Annotated in this window: 17 protein-coding genes and 1 tRNA gene; 7 read left to right on the forward strand and 11 right to left on the reverse strand. The window is 49.5% G+C overall.

Annotation, left to right across the window (positions count from 1 at the left end):
- Positions 1 to 169: 169 nt before the first annotated feature.
- The 8 genes from ACY0JR_RS18900 to hemW form a co-directional block, all read right to left on the reverse strand.
- Positions 170 to 742: a pentapeptide repeat-containing protein gene (locus ACY0JR_RS18900; RefSeq protein ID WP_462635726.1), complete on the reverse strand. Its 573-nt coding sequence runs from the start codon at positions 740 to 742 to the stop codon at positions 170 to 172.
- 64 nt (positions 743 to 806) lie between these two features.
- Positions 807 to 1,502, reverse strand: a complete 696-nt coding sequence (locus ACY0JR_RS18905) for an SIMPL domain-containing protein (RefSeq protein WP_462635727.1) — start codon at positions 1,500 to 1,502, stop codon at positions 807 to 809.
- Between the two features lie 57 nt (positions 1,503 to 1,559).
- Positions 1,560 to 2,654: an SGNH/GDSL hydrolase family protein gene (locus ACY0JR_RS18910; RefSeq protein WP_462635728.1), complete on the reverse strand. Its 1,095-nt coding sequence runs from the start codon at positions 2,652 to 2,654 to the stop codon at positions 1,560 to 1,562.
- A gap of 163 nt (positions 2,655 to 2,817) precedes the next feature.
- Positions 2,818 to 3,141: a hypothetical protein gene (locus tag ACY0JR_RS18915; RefSeq protein ID WP_462635729.1), complete on the reverse strand. Its 324-nt coding sequence runs from the start codon at positions 3,139 to 3,141 to the stop codon at positions 2,818 to 2,820.
- 141 nt (positions 3,142 to 3,282) lie between these two features.
- On the reverse strand, positions 3,283 to 4,407 hold the full coding sequence (locus ACY0JR_RS18920; RefSeq protein ID WP_462635730.1) for an MBL fold metallo-hydrolase: 1,125 nt from the start codon (positions 4,405 to 4,407) through the stop codon (positions 3,283 to 3,285).
- A 361-nt stretch (positions 4,408 to 4,768) separates the two neighbouring features.
- Entirely contained in the window at positions 4,769 to 5,437 is a 669-nt protein-coding gene (locus tag ACY0JR_RS18925) for a hypothetical protein (RefSeq protein WP_462635731.1), read from the reverse strand.
- A gap of 198 nt (positions 5,438 to 5,635) precedes the next feature.
- Positions 5,636 to 6,310 (reverse strand): hypothetical protein, encoded by a 675-nt coding sequence (locus tag ACY0JR_RS18930; RefSeq protein ID WP_462635732.1) that lies wholly within the window; start codon positions 6,308 to 6,310, stop codon positions 5,636 to 5,638.
- 168 nt (positions 6,311 to 6,478) lie between these two features.
- Positions 6,479 to 7,618 carry a radical SAM family heme chaperone HemW gene (gene hemW / locus ACY0JR_RS18935; protein WP_462635733.1) on the reverse strand — a complete coding sequence of 380 codons (1,140 nt, stop codon included), beginning with the start codon at positions 7,616 to 7,618 and terminating at the stop codon, positions 6,479 to 6,481.
- Between the two features lie 81 nt (positions 7,619 to 7,699).
- Between hemW and ACY0JR_RS18940 the strand changes: the two genes are divergently transcribed.
- The 4 genes from ACY0JR_RS18940 to ACY0JR_RS18955 all read left to right on the forward strand — a co-directional run bounded on the left by ACY0JR_RS18940 (position 7,700) and on the right by ACY0JR_RS18955 (position 11,923).
- The gene (locus ACY0JR_RS18940; protein WP_462635734.1) at positions 7,700 to 9,493 is read left to right on the forward strand and encodes a BamA/OMP85 family outer membrane protein; all 1,794 of its coding nucleotides are present in this window, start codon (positions 7,700 to 7,702) and stop codon (positions 9,491 to 9,493) included.
- A 62-nt stretch (positions 9,494 to 9,555) separates the two neighbouring features.
- A tRNA-Met gene (locus ACY0JR_RS18945) sits at positions 9,556 to 9,632 on the forward strand.
- Between the two features lie 226 nt (positions 9,633 to 9,858).
- On the forward strand, positions 9,859 to 10,701 hold the full coding sequence (locus tag ACY0JR_RS18950) for a trypsin-like peptidase domain-containing protein (protein ID WP_462635735.1): 843 nt from the start codon (positions 9,859 to 9,861) through the stop codon (positions 10,699 to 10,701).
- Positions 10,702 to 11,071: 370 nt separating this feature from the next.
- Complete coding sequence (locus tag ACY0JR_RS18955) at positions 11,072 to 11,923, forward strand: endonuclease/exonuclease/phosphatase family protein (protein WP_462635736.1); 852 nt, start codon at positions 11,072 to 11,074, stop codon at positions 11,921 to 11,923.
- Positions 11,924 to 12,175: 252 nt separating this feature from the next.
- Here the strand turns inward: ACY0JR_RS18955 and ACY0JR_RS18960 are convergent, their stop codons facing one another.
- On the reverse strand, positions 12,176 to 12,592 hold the full coding sequence (locus tag ACY0JR_RS18960) for a hypothetical protein (RefSeq protein ID WP_462635737.1): 417 nt from the start codon (positions 12,590 to 12,592) through the stop codon (positions 12,176 to 12,178).
- A gap of 198 nt (positions 12,593 to 12,790) precedes the next feature.
- Between ACY0JR_RS18960 and ACY0JR_RS18965 the strand changes: the two genes are divergently transcribed.
- The 3 genes from ACY0JR_RS18965 to ACY0JR_RS18975 all read left to right on the forward strand — a co-directional run bounded on the left by ACY0JR_RS18965 (position 12,791) and on the right by ACY0JR_RS18975 (position 16,988).
- Positions 12,791 to 13,240, forward strand: coding sequence for a hypothetical protein (locus tag ACY0JR_RS18965; protein WP_462635738.1), 450 nt, complete (start codon positions 12,791 to 12,793; stop codon positions 13,238 to 13,240).
- A gap of 481 nt (positions 13,241 to 13,721) precedes the next feature.
- Positions 13,722 to 15,167 carry a hypothetical protein gene (locus tag ACY0JR_RS18970; protein WP_462635739.1) on the forward strand — a complete coding sequence of 482 codons (1,446 nt, stop codon included), beginning with the start codon at positions 13,722 to 13,724 and terminating at the stop codon, positions 15,165 to 15,167.
- Between the two features lie 207 nt (positions 15,168 to 15,374).
- The gene (locus ACY0JR_RS18975) at positions 15,375 to 16,988 is read left to right on the forward strand and encodes a family 43 glycosylhydrolase (protein WP_462635740.1); all 1,614 of its coding nucleotides are present in this window, start codon (positions 15,375 to 15,377) and stop codon (positions 16,986 to 16,988) included.
- A 163-nt stretch (positions 16,989 to 17,151) separates the two neighbouring features.
- Here ACY0JR_RS18975 and ACY0JR_RS18980 read toward each other — a convergent pair whose 3' ends face one another.
- Positions 17,152 to 19,941, reverse strand: a complete 2,790-nt coding sequence (locus ACY0JR_RS18980; RefSeq protein ID WP_462635741.1) for a M14 family metallopeptidase — start codon at positions 19,939 to 19,941, stop codon at positions 17,152 to 17,154.
- 254 nt (positions 19,942 to 20,195) lie between these two features.
- Entirely contained in the window at positions 20,196 to 21,539 is a 1,344-nt protein-coding gene (locus ACY0JR_RS18985; RefSeq protein ID WP_462635742.1) for a M20/M25/M40 family metallo-hydrolase, read from the reverse strand.
- Positions 21,540 to 21,541 lie beyond the last annotated feature (2 nt).

A 21,541-nucleotide genomic window follows, 5' to 3' on the forward strand; every position in this document is an offset into this window, starting at 1 on the left:
AACTCAGTCCTTCGTTTTAGGCCTATACAGATGAATATAGCGCAAAAACACCAGAATTGAAAAGCTTTTCCTCCGGCATTTCACTTTAGGGTTATTTCTAGTAGTTACAACACCGCTTTTGCGTATTTAGGGAAAAAGACGGTAAGTGGATTTCTCCGTGGAACAGGGGTTATTTCACGTCAATATCATACTTCGCCAGTAAACCCAGCGCGCCCTGCACAGAGAATTTGGCCTTCTTAATACGGTTAAGCTCTGGGTCTAAGGTATAATTATAAGATGTTCTGAAATCTGCTTTCTCCAGGTTGCTGCGCTGAAAAACGGTTCGGGCCAGGTCACACTCCAGGAAAGCTGCCTGGGTTAAATCAGAGTCGGTGAAGTTGGCTTCCTTGATGCTGCAATGGTCAAAGACGGTCTTTTTCAGGTTCTTTTTGCCAAAATAGGTATAATCCAGCGAGCAACCTTTGAAGGTGACCGCGAACAGAAAATCATGGCACTGGCTGAAGTCTACGCCTACAAGTTTGCAGTTGACAAAAGTGACATCATGGAGCTTGGAATGGCTCAGTTGCACCATGCTCAGGTTGCAGTCCACAAAGCGGCAATCAGCGAAGCTGTTGTTGGAAAGATTGGTGCTGGAGAAATCGCAGTTGGTAAACGTGCATTCCTCAAACTCCCGTCCTGCCACGCCTTTGCCGGTATAATTGAGCTGATCGAAGGTTTTGTTCTGGTGCAGGGTTTCTTGCATATTTCTGGGTAGTAGCGTAAAAATTAGAGCAAAATGCGCCTTGGACAAGACGTAGCAGATGCGTTTACTTTAATAACCATGATATAAAAACACTGTCAATGAATTCTAGGTCATTGGGAGTAAACCCCATTAAGGGTTCCACATATGATCCTGCAGCAGCTGCGCCTACGGTAGCTTTATCCTCTAATTCCTGCATATTGCCGTAGTAGCTGTTCCCGTAATTGATGTCCTTGATTTTACCTAAGCGTACGCCCGAAGATTTTGCTATTAACTGCGCCTTGCGTTTTGAATCTTTCACCGCAAGATCTATTAGCTCATCCTGCACTTTTGCTCTAAGCTCGTCTGAAAGCCTAAAATCAAAACTTAGCGTAAAGTCAGTTTGGCTCTTAGAAAACGTGTTCAGAATCTTAGTGATCGTTTCCTTGTCATTCTTGAACTCAACCTTAATGCTCTGGGTAGCTACATAGCCGCTGTCCATATTTTCTCCCTTTTTGTAAACCGTATTTACTTCGGTCTTGAAGTCAGTGGTCTTGATTTCTTCAGGCTTGAAACCAATAGAGGCTATTTGATTGGAGATATCTCTGGTCTTCGCATTTAGTCCGGTAATTGCCTCACTAAAACTCAGGTTGATATTTTTGACCCCAATGATTAAAACGCCCAGATCTGGCTTTACCGTAAGCTTAGCGCTCCCTATTACCCCAATGTTGGGCTTTTCTGGAGCATTCTGGGCAAATACCGTAGAGGCAAGAAGGATGAACAATTGAATGAACAGGAGCCGACGCATAGAGCAGTTTAGATTGATGTTTTATTTAAAAGTCTACCAATTCAATTTCTCCTGAATGAATTTGATGAGCTGATTGGCCATGGCCTGCTGCTCTTCTACCCGCGGGTGACCAGGCGTGTCTTTGAAAGGTGCGAACAAGGTGTAGACTTTCTGGTCTTGCAGCCCTGCCACGGCTTTCTCCACGTAACTCGGCCACGGGGAGCCCGCGCGGGTAATGTCCATGTTGCCCAGCATGGCAATAATGTGGGCATTGGGGTATTTGCCCCGAATGCTTTTCACGAAGTTCTGGTAGGCCGTAATCAGGAATTCCTCACTGGGTTTGGTGCTCCCGAAGCGCCGCTTGAATTGTGCGTTGTTGGGCTGTTCCACAATCCAGGAATCGTTCTGGAAGAGGTTAATCACAACTAAGTCAGGCTGTTTTTGGGAGAAGTCCCATTTGCTGGTAGAATCTGAAGGGTTCAGGCGGTCGTAGATTTCGGGCATGATGAGCGGCTCCCAGCTCACGGTAATGCCAATGCCGCTTTTGCAGACACAGGTATAGTCGGCGTCAAAGAAGCGCGAGGTAAGGGCGGCATAGCTCACGTAGTTGTTCGTGTTCATGCCCGCCGGGTTATCTTTGCCCGAGTAATCTTCCACGGCGTACCCGGCCGTAATAGAGTTGCCGTAGAATTCTATCTTCCTGGTTTTCGGCGCAGCAGCAGGTAACGTTTTGCCTCCGTTTTCCAGTTCGAAGCCGTAAAACGTGGTGGTGCCTTTGTCCCATTCGGTACGTTTGAACAGTTCTACGGTGTGTTTGCCCGGCGCTAGCTGAGAAGCAAGCGTATAAAGTTTGGCTTCCTTGTCTGGCTGAATAACAGAGATGCTGTCGCCATCCAGAATGACGTTGTAGTAGCTGTTGCCGCTACTGTCTTTCAGGCGCGCTTTGACTGAAGTACCCTCAAAATTCAGCTTCACCGAGGTGCCCGACCAGTATAATTCCGCCGCCTCCGGCGATGGTTTTCCTACGCGGCCCATATACGCCACTTGTTTCGCCTGGGGCGCAACGGAAATGTTTTTCTGGGCCGCGCAGCCAGTTAAAAGCAGTACCAGAAGAAAAGAAGAGAAGCGGGTAAGAAGGCTTGTTTGCATGAAACCAGGAGAGTTGAAGGGTGGAAACAGGTGCTGGCAAAGATGCTGAGAACCGTGTTTGTTTCAAAGCGCCTCTCGGAAGAAAACCTGCCTTTCCACCCTTCCCCCTGCCGGGGAAACAAAAATGCTGGTTAGGTAAGCGCGTTCTTGCTTCTGCCAAACGCTACCTGAAAATCAAGGGTGCGGTGTCTGTCTGTTGCCCCAGAAGCGGAGCGAACATAGCATGACTGGCCAGGTTGGCGGTGGTGCCCACGGCAGGACCAGTGATGGGAGCATCAACTTTTGTGTCCTGCACCGTAGGGGTATTCTCTAGCTGCGGGACAGATGTTGCCTGCGGAGAGGAGAAATCGGTGACATGGGTAAAATACAGAATTCCGGCCAGGAACAAAACCAGCAGGCTGGCGAAAATAGCACCGAAGAACGAGGATTGCCTGCCCTGCCCACCCGGAGCAGGCGCAAAGCGATGAGGGTTGGTTAGCGTTTCCATAGTTAGAAAAGTTAGTTTCTACTAAGATGCGTTTGAGGCCTGTTTTTCATAACATGACCTTTAAACGCACGCTTCTCTTACAATGAAATTCCTGCTAATATTTACGACCGAATATTTCTGGATGTTGTCTGTGTGGGCTTTCTACTCCACGTCTTGCCACCATTGCTTCTGAGGAAGTTCGGCCTGCAAGCTCCACCGTTGGCCTATGAGCGGCGTGGCTAATTGAATGCGGTGCTGCTGTGCGGCTTTGGAAAGGCGCTGAATGGGGTCTTTCCAATGGTGCAAGGCCAGGGAGAAAGCGCCCCAGTGGGTAGACATCAGCACTTTCCCTTTCAGATCCAGGTGAGCCTGGGCGGTTTGCTCGGGCATCATGTGAATGTATTTCCAGGCCTCGTTGTACTGGCCGCATTCCAGCATAGTCAGGTCAAAGGGACCGTATTTCTCGCCAATTTGTTTAAAGTGGGTGTCATAGCCCGAGTCGCCCCCGAAGAAGATGGATTGCCCGTTGCTCTTCAGCACCCAGGAGCACCAGAGCGTTTTGTCCCGGTCCCGCAGGCCTCGGCCCGAGAAATGGCGCGCCGGAGTAGCGGCCAGAAACAGCCCTTCGTACTCAGCGGTTTCCCACCAGTCCAGTTCGGTAATCTTGCTGGCCTCCACGCCCCACCGTACCAAATGCGCGGCCACACCCAATGGCACAAAGAAGTGTCTGGCTTTGGCTTTCAGCTTCAGGATGGAGCCGTGGTCCAGGTGGTCATAGTGGTCATGCGACAGCAGTACCGCATCCAGCGGCGGGAGGTCTTCTATTTCAATTGGCAGCTTCTCATTGAACCGTTTGCTGCCTATGAAGGAAACCGGCGAGGCCCGCTGCCCCAGCATAGGATCTGCAAAAATGCGCTTCCCGTTTATTTCAAGCAAAACCGCCGAGTGCCCAAACCAGGTAACGTTGACTCCAGCGGCGGGAGTGGTCGCAAAATCTTCTTTCTGCAAAGGCGCCATGGGTAACTCCTCGGCAGGTGTGGCTCCTTCTGTTCCGCCTATGAACTTCGCAAAGATTTTTACTTTATCCAGAAAGGGAGACTCGTCCATCATGGGCGTGGGCGAGAGGTTCTGAAACTTTCCGTCGCGGTAGTTCTTTGATTTCTGAATGCGTTCCAGACTTTGCCCGTGGGCCGCCGCGCCAAATTGCGGCGCGAACGCCATAAAGAGCATGCCGCCTACGGCTACCGTGGCTATGAGCGAGAACAGAATGTACATAAATTTCTTCATTGTGTACGGCAAATATCACAAGTACCTCCCAGGCAGGAAAATGTTTTTAGATTAATACCAAATCGCATAAACAAGCTTCCATTCAGTAAGTACTACCCAATAGTACTTTGCTTCTACCTTTAACCGCTGGTGCGAGCCGGAGGCTCACGCCAGCAACGGTACGGACACAAGTAGGTGCTTCCGGCAGAAAATACCATGAAATGTAAGGAGGAACGCAAATACTAGCTGGTATAAAAGGCTCAAGGGCACAGGTCATAAAAAACTTCTCCTCTGCTTAAGGGCGCTTTTCGCAAAAGGGCCGCTAATACAGAGGAGCGAAAGAAGTACTTAAGCAAGAACATCGGCCATGGGCCGAAAACAGTTAGTTTACCCTGAAGGAGTTGGGCGCCCGTAACGCGAAGGGTGACATTGCAGGAGCCTTTCTGCGATTGGCCGTCATGTCTTCGCCCTCTGTTGTGGTGGGAATGGGAATAAACGTGCCGGTATACTGGGCTTTCAGTTGTTTACCGGTTTCCAGGGTAACATCACAGTCAATGGTGTAATTGGGGGCCGTGCCAGACAGCGTGATGGTGCCGTTTCTGATCTCGAAATATTCCTTATCTCTGTCCAGGTTTTTGTCTTTGTTTACATCCAGCAGCAACCCCGAGTTGAGGAAAAAGTTCTTCCACTTGTATTTCTCAATCAGTCGGTCTACAGAAGTGATACTGGCTACATCGGCGAACTCAAAGGTTCCTGTAACAGGTGTCACTGTTCCGGACGAGAAAAGGTATAAGTTCAGGGTGAACGTAGGGTCCTGGTTTAAAGTGGCGGCATCGGTGAGCAAAATACCTTGAATGTAATGAGTAGGCCCACTTCCAAACCCGAATGGTCCAAGGTCATAGGTCAGGCCCATGCCCAGATCATGTTTGCTGCTGTCGTATTCCAATTGGTTAGACAACGGAGGCACCTCGTCATCATCTGAGCAGGAAGCCGTTAAGAAGCTACAGAAAAGCAGGAGTAGGAGCCTGTACGCGAGAGTAGAATTGGGCATGAGAGCGGGTTAAGATTATAGCAATGAATGTAAGGATAGAAACCGCCCTTTCAAACAGCCCAGCCAACTATTTCAAAGACAATGTGGTAGAGAAAAAAACATCCTCTGTTTTAAGGTACTTTCTTAGAAAGTACCTTAAAACAGAGGATGTGAAGTAAAGGTAGAAGAAATAACAGCCAGCGCAATGCTGGGGCCACCTTATTTAGATTTGAAAGGTTTTGGAGCTCTTAAGGTAAAAGGAATATTGCTTGGAGCTTTCCGCAGGTTCGTTTTGGCGTCCTCATCAATGATTTCATCTGTGATGTCTTCAAAGTCTCCGGCGTACTGCGCTTTTACGGTTTTGCCTCCTTCCAGTATCAGATCACAATCCAAGATGTAGGTAGGGGCCGTACCAGTTATTTTGACAGTGCCGCCCGTAATCGCAAAGATCTCCGTGTTTTCGTCGAAACTTCTATCATTGTTCATGTCCTTGAAGAAAACAGCCTCCAGGATAATGTTTTTGTTTCGGTATTTGCTTTCCACTACAGATGCGCTGGTTTCAGCGCTTAGATCAGCGAAGTCAAACGTACCTGTCTGGAAGGCGGAAGTGCCTGCTGAAAGCAGCAACAGGTCTAAGGCTATTCTGGACGCAGTCGTGCCTCCTATGGTATCCAATACCACAAGTTCTTGTGCGTAGTGGGTCTCGTTGCCTCTAATAAAACCGAAGGAGCCATAATCAACTGAAAAGGCCTGATCCAGGTCATACCTAGTGTTTTCGTATTCTAATTGGTTTGACAGAGGAGCAATACCGTCATCGTCATCGCCACAGGATACTGCCAAAAAACTGCAGAGAAGCAGAGTCAACAATCTGAAGGAAAGAGTAAACTTTTTCATGGAAGGGAAAGGCTTAGAAAAGTTAGAAGAGGTATTGGCTTGTTTTCACCCAACAAGTGCGTTTAGTTCAACGGTGATAACTCACAAGGGTTTACCAGAAGCCAGTTCTGCATAGAATAAATCATTATTTCTGGCCTGCTTTTTCTAAACCAAGCCAGAAATGAAAGTTTACGCTTCCTCTTCCAGTAGAAACAGATCCAAGGCTATCTCATCGGCCAGCAGCTTGCCGGCCTCGGTTAAGATTAGTACGCCTTGTTCCTTCCGCAGCAAGCCTTGCGCCTCAATTTTCTGCAGATATGGTGCGTGGAGGGCCACTAGATCAACTCCCCATTTCTCCTGAATATACGCCGTGTCACAGCCCCAACTGGTGCGCAGGGTGGTCATTACATATTCATTCACGCGGTCTTCTACGGAGAGTTCTTCTACGGTGCAAGGCAGTTGCCCATTTTCTAGCGCCTGTACATATTTAGGGTTGTTTGCTACGTTGAACTGCCGACTCACACCGTTGAACGAGTGCGCACTCGGCCCAATGCCCAAATACGGCACTTGTTTCCAGTAGCTGCTGTTGTGCTTGCTTTCAAAACCAGGTTGACAGAAGTTGGAGATCTCGTAGTGCAGGAAACCATGGTCGGCGGCTTGGGTCATGAGCAACTCAAATTGCTGGGCCACGCGCTCTTCCTCAGCAGGTGTGAATTTCCCTTTCTTAAGCCGATGCCCCAAAACCGTGTTCGGCTCAATAGTTAAAGCGTAGCAGGAAAGGTGCTGCACCTGCAATGCGAATGCCTTGGCTAAGTCCTGTTCCCACAAAGCTTCATCCTCGGCCGGAATCCCGTAAATCAAGTCCAGGGAGATGTTGTCAAAGCCCAAATCCTGCGCCTGTTTAATGCAATCTGCCGCCTCCGCCGCGGTATGCGGACGGTTCATGAGCTGCAGATGCGGATCATGGAACGACTGAACGCCTACGCTCAGGCGGTTGATGGACGTTTGCCGCAAGGCTTGTAGCTTCTCCGGGGTGAGGTCATCTGGGTTCGCTTCCAGCGTAATCTCAGCGGTGGGGTTTACGGTGTGTTTTGCGTAAATCGCCTCTAAAAGACCGTTCAGCTCGGCTACGGATAAAACAGACGGCGTACCACCCCCAAAGTAGATGGTATCAATGGTTTCGCCTTTGAGGTAATTCTGCTGCAGGGCTAGTTCCCGGTGCATGGCATGCAGCACCTGCTCCTTCAAACCCATAGACGTACTGAAATGGAAATCGCAGTAGTGACAGGCTTGTTTGCAGAAAGGGATGTGAAGATAAATTCCGGCCAAAATAGGATTGGGCTATGGAAAGCGTTAAGAGTAAATAGAAGCGGCCGTACCTTTGTGGCAGAAGCCGTACCTTTAGAAACAATGAAGAGGAGGTCTAGTTCCCGTCTGTACCAAAAGAATATCCCGCAAAGATACGCATTTCTAGGGCTACTCCTGGGCTTGCTGCTTTGGAGCGGTGTGGGCCAGGCGCAGGACAAACGCGTGGTAAAGGTGCTCTCCCCTGACCCCGAGGCCGTGAAGATCTGGCAGCGGCTCCAGCCTAAACTCACCTCCCGCGATTCGCTGAGCTTGCAGCAGGAACTCCGTGGCTGGCTCGCCCGCGTGCAGGAAGAAGGTTACCTGACCGCCTCTATTGACAGTGTGCAGCAACGCAAAGATTCTTTGTGGGTGCACGTGTACGTGGGGCGGCCGTATAGCTGGGCTGCGCTCAAAAACGGCAACGTAGGCGAAGGACTGCTGGAGAAAGTAGGCTTCCGGGAGAAGCTGTACAGCAAACAGCCTTTCCGTCCGGCAGAGTTTGCCCAACTGCAGCAGGCGCTTCTGCGCGAGACCGAGAACAGCGGGTTTCCCTATGCTGCTGTGCAGATAGATTCGCTACGCCTCTACAATGATTCCATCAGCGGGGTGCTGCGGGTAGCCCGAGGGCCTTTGATGATGATTGACTCGGTGCAGATCATTGGCAGTAGCCGCATGCAGTTACGCACCTTGTACCGCTACACCCAACTCTCCCCGGGCCAACCGTATTCTTTGCAACGCATAGAAGCCGCCATGCGCGCGCTTCGGCAGTTGCCGTTTGTGCGCATCACCGGTGAGCCGCAGGTGCTGTTCGCCAAGAACCAGGCCCGCGTGTATTTCTTTCTGGACGAGAAAAAAGCGAACCAGTTTGACGGCATCATCGGGTTTCTGCCCGACCCAAACGCTTCCAGTAACAAACTCTTGATTACTGGCGAAGTGAACCTGCAGGTGCGTAACCTGCGGGGCAGCGGGAAGCAGATTGGCCTGCATTGGCGCAAAGTAGAACGCAATTCGCAGCTCCTGGACGTGGAATACCGCCATCCGCACTTTTTCAACTCTCCTTTTGAGGTGGCCGGTTTGTTCCATCTCTACAAGCAAGACACGTCTTTCCTGAACCTGCGTCCCCGCCTGGAGATTGCCTATCCGCTGTCCACCACCAGCCGCGTCACCTTCTTTGCCGAGGTGGTGAGTTCGCAACTACTCTCACCGGAAGCCCTGCGGCAGCGCACTTCCGATTCCTCGGCCATTGACGCCAACTTCACATCGTATGGTTTGTCCTATGCCTGGGGCAACTTAGATGACCTGTCCTTCCCGCGTCGGGGAACCCAGGCTTTTTTCCAGGGCGCGGTGGGGAACAAACGGGTGCAGCGCAATGCCCGGGTAGAAGCCAGTTACTATGACACCCTGCAGCTAAAAACCAGCCAGCTTTCTTTAGCCGGACGGGTGGAACGGTATTGGCCTATTTCTAAAAACGGAGTAGTGCTCACGCGTCTGCGTGCCGAGGCCTTGGTGAACCAGCGGCTGTACCTGAATGAACTCTTCCGTTTAGGCGGCTTGGCCTCGCTCCGGGGCTTTGACGATTATGCCTTTTATGCTTCTTCTTACGCCATCAGTACGCTGGAGTACCGGCTGTATACCGGCCAAGATTCCTACGTTTTGCTCTTATATGACCAGGGATACCTGCGTCGAGACCTAAAAAGTGAAAAAAATATTCAGTGGGCCAGCGGTGTTGGCGGCGGCATCAGCTTTTCCACGGGAGCCGGTGTGTTTCAGCTAGTTTACTCCGTGGGTAGGACTTCTCAGGAGGGTTTTAGCCTCTCCAGAGGCAAGATTCACTTCGGGATTACGGGCCGTTTTTAGAAAAACTTTCACAAAGTATTTGGAGCGAATAGAAAAAGCCCCTACATTTGTATTACAAACAGTGCGGGATGGAGCAGTTGGTAGCTCGTTGGGCTCATAACCCAAAGGTCACAGGTTCGAGTCCTGTTCCCGCTACCCAATAGTAAGATAAACCCTTGTAAGCTAATAACTTACAAGGGTTTTTTCGTTTTGCAGGTGACCAAAAAGGTGACATTTTCAATATTCTGTTTGTGTTGTTAATTCAAAGTTAAAGAGTTTTCATTTTAAAGCAATTTGTGAAAACAGATACATTCTGGAATGCATTTTCTTGCATCTGGTTGGTGAAAGTCATTATTTGATAGTTTCATTACTAAGTGGGATAATAAATGCAACCAGCAATTAGAATAGATAGTCCATCATTGGCAACTCATTATTTGAGGATGATTCCTTATGGCTCAGATAATGTTATGTCAACAGGAACAGGATTCCTTTACGAATATGGAGATGAAATTTTTCTTATTACTAATGGACATAATATTACCCGAGCTAATCCTCAGCAAACCGAAAGGATAACTCTATCAGCAGCATTTCCCATCAAAATTAGGTTTAGGGTTAAAACATCTCCGTTGCAACAGCCTAATGCTTTAGCACCAACTGAAATGGTAACTGCTGATTTGTACGGTGATGAAGATTTCAAGCAGCCTCTATGGTTTGTTCATCCAGAAAAAGGATATCTAGTTGACGTGGTAGCTATACCTCTTGTAAAGAAAGCTGAAATACCAGACCACGTAAAAATCTTCCCTATAAACAATTTCCCCTTTGATACTGACTATCCACCAATTGTAGCTGATGACGTGTTTATACTAGGGTATCCTTTCAACATAGCTGGAGATTTAGAGCTTCCGATTTGGAAACGGGGGACTATTGCCTCTGAGCCATCCCTTGAAATTGATAGTTTGCCTAAAATGTTGGTAGACACTGCAACACGTTCAGGCATGTCTGGCTCGCCGGTTATTATGCAACGCACAGGTATACATGGCTTCTCTAATGGCCAAATCACAGGACAAGAAATAATTGGGAAGATTTCTAATTTCGTAGGAATTTATTCCGGAAGAATTGGTGCAGATAATGAGTTTAAGGCGCAACTAGGGATAGTTTGGAAAGAACGAGTAATAAAGGAGATTTTAGATGCTAAACAAATTGGAAGTATTGGCTTTCAAGATATTTGAAATAAATATCCCTGAATAACCAGCGGTAAAGTCTAATGCTACATAGTTTAAAACTTAAAGCACTTGTTACTTCAAAGGTATTCACTTTAATAAACGGAGGTTTAAGAAAAGAAAGGACCGTTCCAGAAGAGCGGGCCTTTGCTTTAACTCTATATTAAAATACTAATATATTATTCTTCTCAGGCGCACCAATTGTCCGGAGTTATGCCGGCACAACGTATTCTGCTTTATACCTCAGAGATTAGTTAGAAACTGAGTTGGTAAACATTACCTTTAGCCCATCCCCGAATCAGGTGAACTTAATAGCCTACGTTAGGCAGGGGCCATCTTGAAATGGGTAAATTGTAAAACTTAGATACCTATAAGCTTTATGAGATTGAAAAGAAGCCTCCTTTTTCTCTGGTTGATAGTAAGTGTACCTATCGCCGCCCAAGCGCAGGGGTTAACAATCGGGTCGTACAACCTGCGGTATGACAGCCCGGGAGATACGGGAAATCTGTGGGTAAACCGGGCACCTGTGGTAGCCGCTCTCATCCGCTTTCATGAGTTCGATGTGCTGGGTACCCAGGAAGGGTTGAAGAACCAGTTGGATGACCTGAGCAAGGCACTTCCGGAGTATGATCGCTACGGCGCCGGCCGGGATGACGGCAAAGAGAAAGGCGAGCACTCTGCCATCTTTTTCAGGAAAGACAAATTCAGATTGTTGAACAAAGGGGATTTCTGGTTGTCCCAGACGCCTGATAAACCTTCTTTAGGTTGGGACGCCACCTGTTGTCACCGTATGGTTTCGTGGGTGTATTTACAGGACCTTGCCACTAAGAAGAAACTGTATGTATTCAATGCCCATTTTGATCATCAAGGGATGCAGGCTAGGAAAGAAAGCAGCAAGCTGATTTTGCGTAAGATTCAGGAAATTGCCGGAAAAGAGCCGGTGGTTTTAACGGGCGATTTCAACGGAGACCAAGCCAGTGAGTGGTACCAGACCATCGCCAATTCAGGAATGATGAAAGACACCTTCCGGCAAGTGAAACACCCTTATGCCAACAAAACTTCCTTTAACGGTTTTCAGCAGCAGTTTGACCGGAAGGAGATTATTGACCATATTTTTGTAACCAATGCCTTTGAGGTGAAGAAGTGGGGAATTCTGACGGATACGTACCATGGTAAATTCCCATCTGACCATTTCCCTATCTTGGTGAAGGTGGCGTATGGTGCCAAATGATGGCTTCTAAAAGCAGCCTTTAAACCTGGGTAGTGTTAGACGGTAGATAAATGAAATCATAGCGCTGGGCTAGACTTCTGAAAATAGGCAGTTTTACGAAATTTGGCTCATAAAACGCCTATTGCCTGACTACATCAATCAACCTCGTTCTGTTAAGGTAAAATTGGTATAATTGCAGCGTAACTCTACACCGCTCCAAAGCCACTTTGCATTCTCGGCAAAAAAGTAATCAGCAGAGGTAAAAGGCAGCGTTTAAGCAGGAGTAGTGAGAGGCTCTTTCAGCCAGGCCAAAGCCATAATCTTATTGGTGAACTCCTTCGTAGTCATTTCGCCTTGGCCTTCTGCCCTTTTGTAGATCTGTTCTACCGCCGTGCGGTTAAAAAAATCTTCTGATACCAGTACAGCATTGCGCCGTAAGGCAGATTGCTGGAGCCGGGGCAGAATGTTCTCTACAAACCACTCCTGGTCTACCGGCCGAATGGCTTTCATCTTTCGGTTGTCGCCGAGCCACCGTAGTAACTTACGTTCTTCTATCAACTGGATACAGTTAGTGATTGCATCCCGAAACTCCTGACTGTTTAGAAAGCCGTTCCACACGGCCGTGCCTAGCTGGAGCTCCTCCTCGTAAGTGATTGTAACTACAGGGTTCTCGTAGTAAACCGTTGCCATTAATGAGAGATCTTAAACGTATATGTAATTAACAAATATAATCTCCTTTCCCTACGGATAACAACAAGTTTAAGCTGAATCTAAAATATTCGATTCTATCAGAAGGATAATAAACTACTTTAAATTCCTATAAAAATGCCAAAAAATCAGAATGGGTATAGAATAGTTTTAATATTGATAATAGATTAAATTAAATATATGAACAAACATCACAATCTTCCTCTCCGCATCAAGGCCTATAACAAGCAATTCAAGAACAGCGAATCTATAATCTTCTTAAGAGAGGGTGCAGACCCAGATAGCGCCACTAGTTACACCAGTTTGCTCTATGAAAGGTATTTAGACAAAGGTGCCGTATTAGAAGTTGAAAATGGGGTGTTCCATTTCTACTGGAAACTTATCCATCCGGCGGGTATATTCATACGGGCTATGAACTTTCTACAGGTGTTGGCTTATCTGGAATACTACGATGAGTTTAGAAACGCTAAACTAAAGAACGCAATGGCTATCCTGAAGGAGTATAATGAGAGAGAAAAGGCCAAAAAGCTAGCCAAGGAAAATGAAGAGAAGGAAAGCTTTGAACTGGAAGAGAAAGACGGGGTGACTTTCATAAAGAACACCAACTTCGTTCTCTCAAAGATCATGTAAATTTTCAACTTGCTTCATGAACTGCCAAAACCCTGCTTGCGAGTTAGAGAGGGTTTATCATTTGTGTCTAGGTATAAAAGAGAAGAGGCCTTGGTTCAGCTTTCGCACTTTCCTGAATAGTTTTCCTGTCGCATGCGTTATGGGACTCTTAAACCAGAGGAGTACAGCTTTTTGTCTTTGCCGTGCTAAATTTGGCTTTCAGGCAGTGTGGTGCAATATTTGAGGAAGAGCGACGTAGAAAATAATCGATGCGTTGTTTTCGGGGCTTGTTCCTGAAAATTCCGCAGTGTTTAAGTAAATTCAAGCCCGAACCCCATTTGTTCCCGCAATGAGAAAAGCCTGTCTCCTCTTTTCGGTCTGTACTGCCGTTGTGTCTTTCTTCAATGTACTATATGCTCAGCAAGTAACTGCCGAGGCGCCTGCACCGGTTGTACAGGCTGCTCCCCTTAAGCTTATATTTCCTGGCAGGCCTGGCTGGAACGTGTTAAAAGAAGGCGAAAAGCTGCAGTTCGAGGTAACGGCTACGGGAGGTACCGGGGGGAGAGTAACCTACTCGGTTGCCCAGAACCGGATAGAAGGGCTGGAATTCGATTCTTTGGGACGTTTCTCCTGGACGCCTAGCTATGATTTTGTAGATAGGTTGACGAAAGAAAGCACGGTGCAACTCCTGTTCGAGGCTAAAAATGAGAAAGACGAGCGGGTAAGCCAAGTAGTAGACTTCAAGGTGGAACACGTGAACCGGCCACCGGTAGTAGGCGAGTTGAAGCCTTTATACGTGCAGTACAACACCGTAAACTCGTACACCATTGAATCTTCGGCCATAAAAGACGAGGACAATGATCCAACCACAATCGTGCCCATTGCGGCAGGAATGCCGGAGGGTGCGAAACTGTCGGCGCAGGGCGAGTTTTCCTGGAGACCGTCTGTAACCCAATTCAATAGATTGCGGGAGAAACCTCTAGTGGTGGAGTTTTACGTGGAAGATCAACCGTATAAGGCGCGCACCAAAGGGCAGTTCAGGGTGGAGGTCACTCAGCAGGATTTGCCGCCAAATGTGCTGCTGGTTCCTTCCCAGAAACTGTTCCGTCTCAAGGAAGATGCCACTGTTAACCTTAAATTCCAGGTGAGTGATCCCAACGGGGAAAGCGATATCGCTTCCTTCAGCTTTATTTCCCAAAGCGCTAACGTTCCCACCAGTGCGCTCGTCAAAAACACCCCTTCGCAGTACGAGTTCATCTGGAAGCCAGGGTATGACTTCGTGAAGGATCCGCTGGACTCCGTTACCTTTGACCTTACCTTCTTCGCCATTGATAAATCAAATAAGCAGCAGGAGCGTACGGTGACCTTCACGGTTCTGAATGCGGTTAACGAGGCAGAGCAGGACCAGAAGCTCTACCAAGGCTATCGCGCCACCCTGGCAAGGACTTGGGAAATGATGGATCAACTGGCCGCTGCCGAGAAAGATCTGAAACATAAATACCGGCGAGCTCAGAAAGGCAAGAAGGCCCGCTCCGTTACCACCGCCACCCTTGGGGCCGGAACGGGAATCACCCCAGTAGTGATTGAGGTCCCCAACACAACCAAGAAAGTGACGGCCATAGGCGGCACTTTGGTAATGACCATCGGTACGCTGGAGGCAACGGAGGTGATAGGGCGCTCCACGAAAGACCTGGTAGAGCGGCTCAACTACATCATGGAGAAAAGGAACGAGCTGCAAACCAAGGGAGACACCTATGCTCGCAGGTACGCCCTCAAGAGTGCCCGGCGCCGACCGGAGTTCCCGAAGGACACCGATGATCTTGCGGCAGCCCTGAGCCTGAGAGGATTGGTGGCGTTGGAGTTGGATGCAGGTGGGCAGAGCGACAAATCTGCTACCGATGAGGACATCGCCAAAACCTTCAAAGGTTTCCATTCTGAAAGCCGATAAGGCGCGAATTCTGAAAATATAGCTTCAAGTAAGGCGTTAAACCGTTGCTGGTTTAACCCTTAGTGGTGCGTGCCATCTGGATAGCCGCTTGCTTGTCTTAAGGCGCATAATCTAGAGCACACCATTCGGTTACTTTTTTATTTGTAGTAGTTGTCTATCCTGTCGGGTTAGAAGCTCTTTGTTTGCAAGAACCAGATAATAATAGGTATGCAAACGCAAATCAGATACTTCGTCCGTTTTACCATGCTGCTCCTGGCTTGTTTGATGAGTCTGTGCACTGTGTATGTGGCACAGGCCCAGTCAGGCAATATCAAGAATGATGTGTTCTGGAACACAAAAGACGGAAAGCCTATCTACAGCCAGGGTGGTGGTATTTTCCGGTTCCCAGATCCGGTTACGGGAGTAGAGAAATACTATTGGTATGGCGTTCATTATGCAGAGGCTGATCTTTACCGTGCTAACCCCTCCATCACGCTGCCTACCAGCACCTATGAAAGTGTCACCTGCTATAGTTCTACTGATCTGGTAAACTGGGCGTCTGAAGGTGATGTGCTAACCAAGGCCAACATAGCTGATCCCTGGAGAAAGACGTGGGTAGGTCGTTTAGGAGTGGCCTATCTCCAGGAACTGAAGCAATATGCCATGTTCGTTCAATATGGCAGCAAAGTGTTGATTACCGTTTCCGATTCTCCTGTCGGCCCATTCAAATATCACCAGGAAATTAACATGGAACCAATCATTGGAACCACTAATACGGGTGACCAGACGGTTTTTACTGATGAGGATACGGGTAAATCATATTTGGTCTATTCTTATGGAAGAGGACGAAACAAGATCTACGTCTCAGAAATAGGGGTGAAAGACGGAAAAGTAAACCTGCTGGACTGCACTATGATTTTCCAGGGCGCGGGCCGCGAAGGCAACTGCATGTTCAAATACAAGGGCCGGTATTACATGGCCGCCTCTGATTTGTACGGATGGGACTCGTCCTATGCCTATTACCTGGTTGCCGATGACATACGAGGGCCGTACCTGCCTGCCAACAAGATGTTAGTGATGGACGGAGTAGCCGATGACTTCTCCCATGTGACGCAGACCGGGTTCTTTGTTACCGTAAAAGGCAGCAAAAAAGAAACAGTGGTGTATTGCGGTGACCGGTGGGCCGATTTCGCAGGCAATGGGCTGGGGTACAACCAATGGGTTCCTCTTTCCTTTGAAGAGAAAACGCCCTATTTCAACTCGGTTGGTTCCTGGAACCTGAACGCGAAAACAGGAACCTGGAACGTGGCTAAGGATAATAATTATGTGAAGAACGGCAGCTTTGAGGCTGACCGCAAAGCCATTCCTAGCACAGTAAAGCCCATCCAGGAGCAGCTGACCGGCTGGACAACCACCGTGATGGAAGGAAACAAGATTGAAGTAGGAGCTACTGATTCTCCCGTGTTAAACCACATGAACACCGAAAGTGAGCGCAAGGAAGTCATTGGAGAGAAGAGCCTTCATATCAGTGACAAAGTTGATTTCAGGCGGAAAACGTTTCAGGTGATTGCGTCCTCGCCCTATGTTAAGCTGGAAGACGGACGCTATACGCTAACCGCCAAAGTGAAGAACAACGGAGACTTTGCCAAGCTAGAGATGTACGCCGAAAGCAACGGTAAAACGCTTCGGTATAACATTGAAAAGGAAAATACAGCCTGGAAAACAATCAAAATAAGCGATGTTCCTGTGAAGGGCGGAAAGATAGAGATCGGTTTTCTGGCGAACGGTTTAGCCAATGCATTCTGCTATGTAGATGATGTGTCGCTGGTGAAATCCAGGTAAGATTCCGCTATTCTGGGTAGAACAAAATAGCCCACTATTGTATGCAACCTGCAGCCAATAATGGGCTATTTTACAAACTGAAGCATTTTTAAATAGAACAATCCTTTTTTGCTTGAAGCATAAAATTTACCTAAGGCACAGAGCTATTGCTAAAGTCCCTTTCCTACCGCATAGTTTGCGCCGCTCCAGAACCGGTAGAATACAACTGATTAAAGAGTAGCTTAAAGGTGCCGTGCGCCTGTCCTCTGAAGGTGATCTCCGGGCCGAAGGCGTAGAAGGTACCTGCTCCAACGGGTGCTGAGAAAGCGGCCACCCCATCTTTCAGATATGCCTGTCCCCACGCCCAACCACTGCGGAGCGGCTTATCAGTGGAGAACCAAGCCAACGGTTTCACTACCCCGTTAGCCACAGCATCTGGGGTGAGCTTGAACACGGGGCTATTGTCAAAATACACATCGCCTTGGGTGGGCATGCCCCAGGTGGCGGGTTGGTTGGTGGCGTACTTCACGCGTAAAATGCTGCCCGGAATGTAGTATTTGGTGGCTGCGAGCGGTCTTGCCTGCCCAGAGGCATTCATCTCTACCAACGCATTGCTAACAGGTAGCCCCAGGTGGTAGGCCAGATTGGTGCTGGTACCAATGGTGACCACGGTGCCACCGGCTTCCATGAACTTCTTGAGGGCTGGGATAGACTTGTCTGCGGTGATAGAACCCAATTGTGAACGGTACTCGGCAGGAATGTCTTCCGGCTTGGGACCTCTTCCTTCGTCGCCTCGTTCATTGTTTCCCTGCGAGCCAACTGGTGGAATGGCCCGCGTTACAAACAAGATCACATCATACTTCTTGTTCAAATCACCGGCGTCAATGTCCTTTGCATAGACCAACTGAATAGGGAAATGGTATTGTTCCATGATCCAGCGCGTCCAGCCCGAGGGCATAGAACCGCCGTAGGTATCCCAAAGGGCGATGCGCATGGGAGAAACCTTGGTAGTGGCACCGGCCGGACGTTGCCCTACTCCTTTGATGGTAAGGCCGTAATCAGCGGCGGCTTTTTGCACGAGGGCTTTGGATTTGTCCGTAGCCGGAACGAAGAAATTGCCTTGATCAGAACCAGCGGCAGGCATGCGGTACACCTCGGCCCCGGCCTGGAGCAAGTCATTTACTGCGATGAACGAATGATTTGAGCGGGCATCCAGTACATAACCCGCATCAGCTGCTGATGCTTGCAGGTTGCCTTTGGGAGCCTGTAGTTCGCCGTACGGTACAGGTTGGAACGGTCCTTTGAAGCTGTCCAGAATGCGGTCAAACTGCACGCCCATCTGGAACGCCAGGGTCCAACCAGCGGCGTCATACGGCCTGATGGGCGGTCCGCCCGGGTACTGGAAATCGTTGGGGTGTTCCTGCGGTTCAAACATGTCCAGCACATGCGGCCGGAACGCCTGATCAGTCTTCACCACGTAAGAGCCAGCCGGATAGTTTTTGCCAGCCACGGTGAATGCTTCGGTAGCCCTGTGCACCTGAATGCCTGATTTAATCAATGCATTGACAAAGGTGACTGCCGTTGGGAAATCAGGTTGAGCTGCCGAGATGATGTAACCTCTAGGGTCACGTAGGGCAGGATCTTTAAATACTGTTTCAAAATGTTTGGCCGGAATACTGCCTCCGCCTCCAGAAGCTGTCTCGTTGTTGGAGTTATCAGCATCATCAGATTTGCGTTCTTTTGCGTTAGCGGCTGTAATGGCTTCTACGTGCTTGGGCGAAAGGGCCCAATAGTCTTTGCTGCCGCGTTCAATGGAGTTCTTGCCCATGCGGTAGATGTTGTACAGCAACTCATCGCGGTGGCGGGCCGCATAGTCAAGAACGGCGTAGTTGAGCGAGACGGAATAGTCAATGGACTGCCTGAAGTGCCACTTCTGCGGCGTGACCGGGTTAGGCGTAGCGCCGTTGGGCAACAGACGCTGCGGCACCAGGGGTACTTCTTCCGGGGTCGGGTTCCCGATGATCTCTGTGAGCAGGCCTACCATGTTGTGAAAGTAGGGTGTAGTGCGCAAACCGCCGTTCCACCAGGTAGAAAAGGAAGAACCGGCGCGCTGGGTGTAGCCGGGCTTGTCTTCGGCGTTGAGGCGGTTGTTCATGGCGGCGCCTACGGCATCAATGCTAGTCACCAGCAATGGGTCGTACACGTAGTTGAACGGGTCGCGGTACGGCGGACCTGCCAGCACCGAACCCGCAGGGCCCCGCTGGTGGTGGTTGTACATAATCTGCGGAATCCACTCCACAAACAACTGGCGGCTGATGTTCTGCGACTCTTTCATGTTGTTCATAAAAAAATCCCGGTTATTGTCGTGGCCCACGTATTTCTGGTACAGGCGGGGCAGATTGCTCAGAGAACGGTCTTTTTCTTTGCGAGCGCGCATGTACCAGTTGCTCACCAGTTCCTGCCCGTCGGGGTTGGCGTGCGTCATGAGCACGATGGTCTGGTCCAGCAGGCGCTTCGTCTCGGCATCCTGGCGGTTTACCAGGTTCCAGGCGGTTTCTATGAGTTGGTGAATGCCCACGGTTTCGGTGGCGTGCAAGCCGCCGTCAATCCAGACCACGGCTTTGCCTTCGGCGGCCAGAGCGCGGGCTTGTTCCTCTGTCAGGTTTTCCGCCCGGGCTAGTTTTTGGGAGATTTCCTTAAAACGGCTCAGATTCCGGATGTTCTCCGGCGAGGACACAATCAGCATGAACTGGTGGCGGCCTTCCTCAGTGAGTCCGATGTCCACCAGTTTGGTGCGGTCAGAGGCGGCCAGTTTCTTGAAATAGGCTTCGGTTTGCGTGAAGTTCGCTAACTGGTAATCATCGCCAATGTTGAAGCCGAAGTGCTCTTTAGGCGAGGGGACCTTCTGTGCCTGGCACACCGCCACCGTGAGTAGCAGCAGTAGGGTAAGGGAACGGTAGAATTTGCTGATCATAGGTGAAATTTAGAAGGTAGAGGAAGGCAATAGAAAAGGTAAGCTATTCTATGTTTTGTGTCATCCTGAAAGGATCTTGTGGGCGAACGGTAAAAGCGTAAAGACAGGGCTTTCTAGTTCGCTCACAAGATCTTTCCAAGATGACAAAAGAGAGTGTGTGGATCTTCTGGTATAAAGCGTTTTTAAGCTGCTTTTCAAGAAACAGGTCCTAAGCGCAACTCGTTTTCACGGGAAACTTCAGCGATGCAACTGTCTTACTGAGCCGCCGTCTTTTTACCTTTGGCAATGCCAGTTTCTGACAACAGCAAGAGCAAGGCGCGTTGGGTGCCTAAATGCGTGTTTTTGGCCACAAACCATTCCTCCAGCGCGTGCGCCCCGCCGCCGGTACCGCCACTGCCGATGGTCACGGCCGGTATATTCTTGGAAAACGGGATGTTGGAATTGGTAGAACCCACTCGCAACGTAGGCTCAGTGCCCAGAAATCGGGTAGCGGCCACACTGCGCTGCACCAAGGCTACGCCAGGATCAACGCCACCGGCCGGACGGTCCCCAATTAGTTTCACTTCAACGGTTAGGTTGGCACCTATTCGCTTCATCTGGTTTTCTTCCTGCAATGCCCGCTGCACGGCCGCTTGTAAGAGCTTGTCAATGCCTTCTACCCGCTCCGGACTCTCCGAGCGCATGTCTACCTCCATCCAGGACTCAAAAGGAATGGAGTTCACCGAGGTGCCGCCGCCAATCACGCCCACGTTGTAAGTGGTTTTGATGCCTTCTTTGGTGAATTTATCGGCCTCTAGGGCGAAGTAGTGAATGGCCCGGCCCAAGGCATTGTGCGGATTGGCCAGCCCAAACGCGCCGGAAGAGTGCCCGCCGGGGCCTTTGAATGTGATGCGGTAGCGGTGTGAGCCCAAGCCTCGGTTGGTTACGGTTCCAATACCGGTGCCATCTACGGCGATGTACGAATCGATTTTGGGGCCTTTTTCTGAAAACAGGTGCTTTACGCCCCGCAGGTCGCCCAAGCCTTCTTCGCCTACCGTTCCAATGAACAACACATCGGCTTCCGTTTCCAGGCCGGTTTTCTCTAAGGTCTTCAAAACGGACAGTACCATGGCCAGGCCTCGGGTATCATCGGCGACGCCGGGAGCTAATAAAGTGTCTCCTTTTTGTCTGACCTTCACATCGGTGCCCTCGGGAAAAACCGTGTCCAGGTGCGCTTCCATGACTACGGTTTTGGAGCCGTTTTTGCCTTTTCGGCGCGCCAGTACGTTGCCTACTTCATCTATCCACACAGAGTCAGCCCCGGCAGCGCGCAGCATTTCGGCGTATTTTCTGCCGCGCACTTCTTCTTTGAACGGCGGGGCCGGAATCTCGGTGAGCGTAATCAGGTCTTGGTGCGTTTGCGGCTCCAGGTCCAGGATGGTCTTGAAAGCCGCTTTCACCGTCGGGTTCTTGGCTAGGGCTTTTATCTCGTTTTCGTAGCGCTTGTCAACGGAGATAGGCTTTGGCTTTTCTGTGGATTGCGCCAAGGCAGGCAAGGTGCCAAGGACGAAAGTGGCTGGCAGAAGACCGCAGAGCAGACGCTGGGCAAGTTTGTTCATTC

It is taken from the genome of Rufibacter sp. JT3400010 (genome assembly GCF_054956755.1).

What these genes read in the sequence shown, in the direction of transcription:
- ACY0JR_RS18985 (WP_462635742.1), bottom strand. Translation starts at nt 21,539, where the DNA reads ATGAACAAACTTGCCCAGCGTCTGCTCTGCGGTCTTCTGCCAGCCACT.
- ACY0JR_RS18965 (WP_462635738.1), top strand. Translation starts at nt 12,791, where the DNA reads ATGAACAAACATCACAATCTTCCTCTCCGCATCAAGGCCTATAACAAG.
- ACY0JR_RS18960 (WP_462635737.1), bottom strand. Translation starts at nt 12,592, where the DNA reads ATGGCAACGGTTTACTACGAGAACCCTGTAGTTACAATCACTTACGAG.
- ACY0JR_RS18910 (WP_462635728.1), bottom strand. Translation starts at nt 2,654, where the DNA reads ATGCAAACAAGCCTTCTTACCCGCTTCTCTTCTTTTCTTCTGGTACTG.
- ACY0JR_RS18950 (WP_462635735.1), top strand. Translation starts at nt 9,859, where the DNA reads ATGCAACCAGCAATTAGAATAGATAGTCCATCATTGGCAACTCATTAT.
- ACY0JR_RS18900 (WP_462635726.1), bottom strand. Translation starts at nt 742, where the DNA reads ATGCAAGAAACCCTGCACCAGAACAAAACCTTCGATCAGCTCAATTAT.
- ACY0JR_RS18920 (WP_462635730.1), bottom strand. Translation starts at nt 4,407, where the DNA reads ATGAAGAAATTTATGTACATTCTGTTCTCGCTCATAGCCACGGTAGCC.
- ACY0JR_RS18955 (WP_462635736.1), top strand. Translation starts at nt 11,072, where the DNA reads ATGAGATTGAAAAGAAGCCTCCTTTTTCTCTGGTTGATAGTAAGTGTA.
- ACY0JR_RS18940 (WP_462635734.1), top strand. Translation starts at nt 7,700, where the DNA reads ATGAAGAGGAGGTCTAGTTCCCGTCTGTACCAAAAGAATATCCCGCAA.
- ACY0JR_RS18980 (WP_462635741.1), bottom strand. Translation starts at nt 19,941, where the DNA reads ATGATCAGCAAATTCTACCGTTCCCTTACCCTACTGCTGCTACTCACG.
- ACY0JR_RS18925 (WP_462635731.1), bottom strand. Translation starts at nt 5,437, where the DNA reads ATGCCCAATTCTACTCTCGCGTACAGGCTCCTACTCCTGCTTTTCTGT.
- ACY0JR_RS18975 (WP_462635740.1), top strand. Translation starts at nt 15,375, where the DNA reads ATGCAAACGCAAATCAGATACTTCGTCCGTTTTACCATGCTGCTCCTG.
- ACY0JR_RS18930 (WP_462635732.1), bottom strand. Translation starts at nt 6,310, where the DNA reads ATGAAAAAGTTTACTCTTTCCTTCAGATTGTTGACTCTGCTTCTCTGC.
- ACY0JR_RS18915 (WP_462635729.1), bottom strand. Translation starts at nt 3,141, where the DNA reads ATGGAAACGCTAACCAACCCTCATCGCTTTGCGCCTGCTCCGGGTGGG.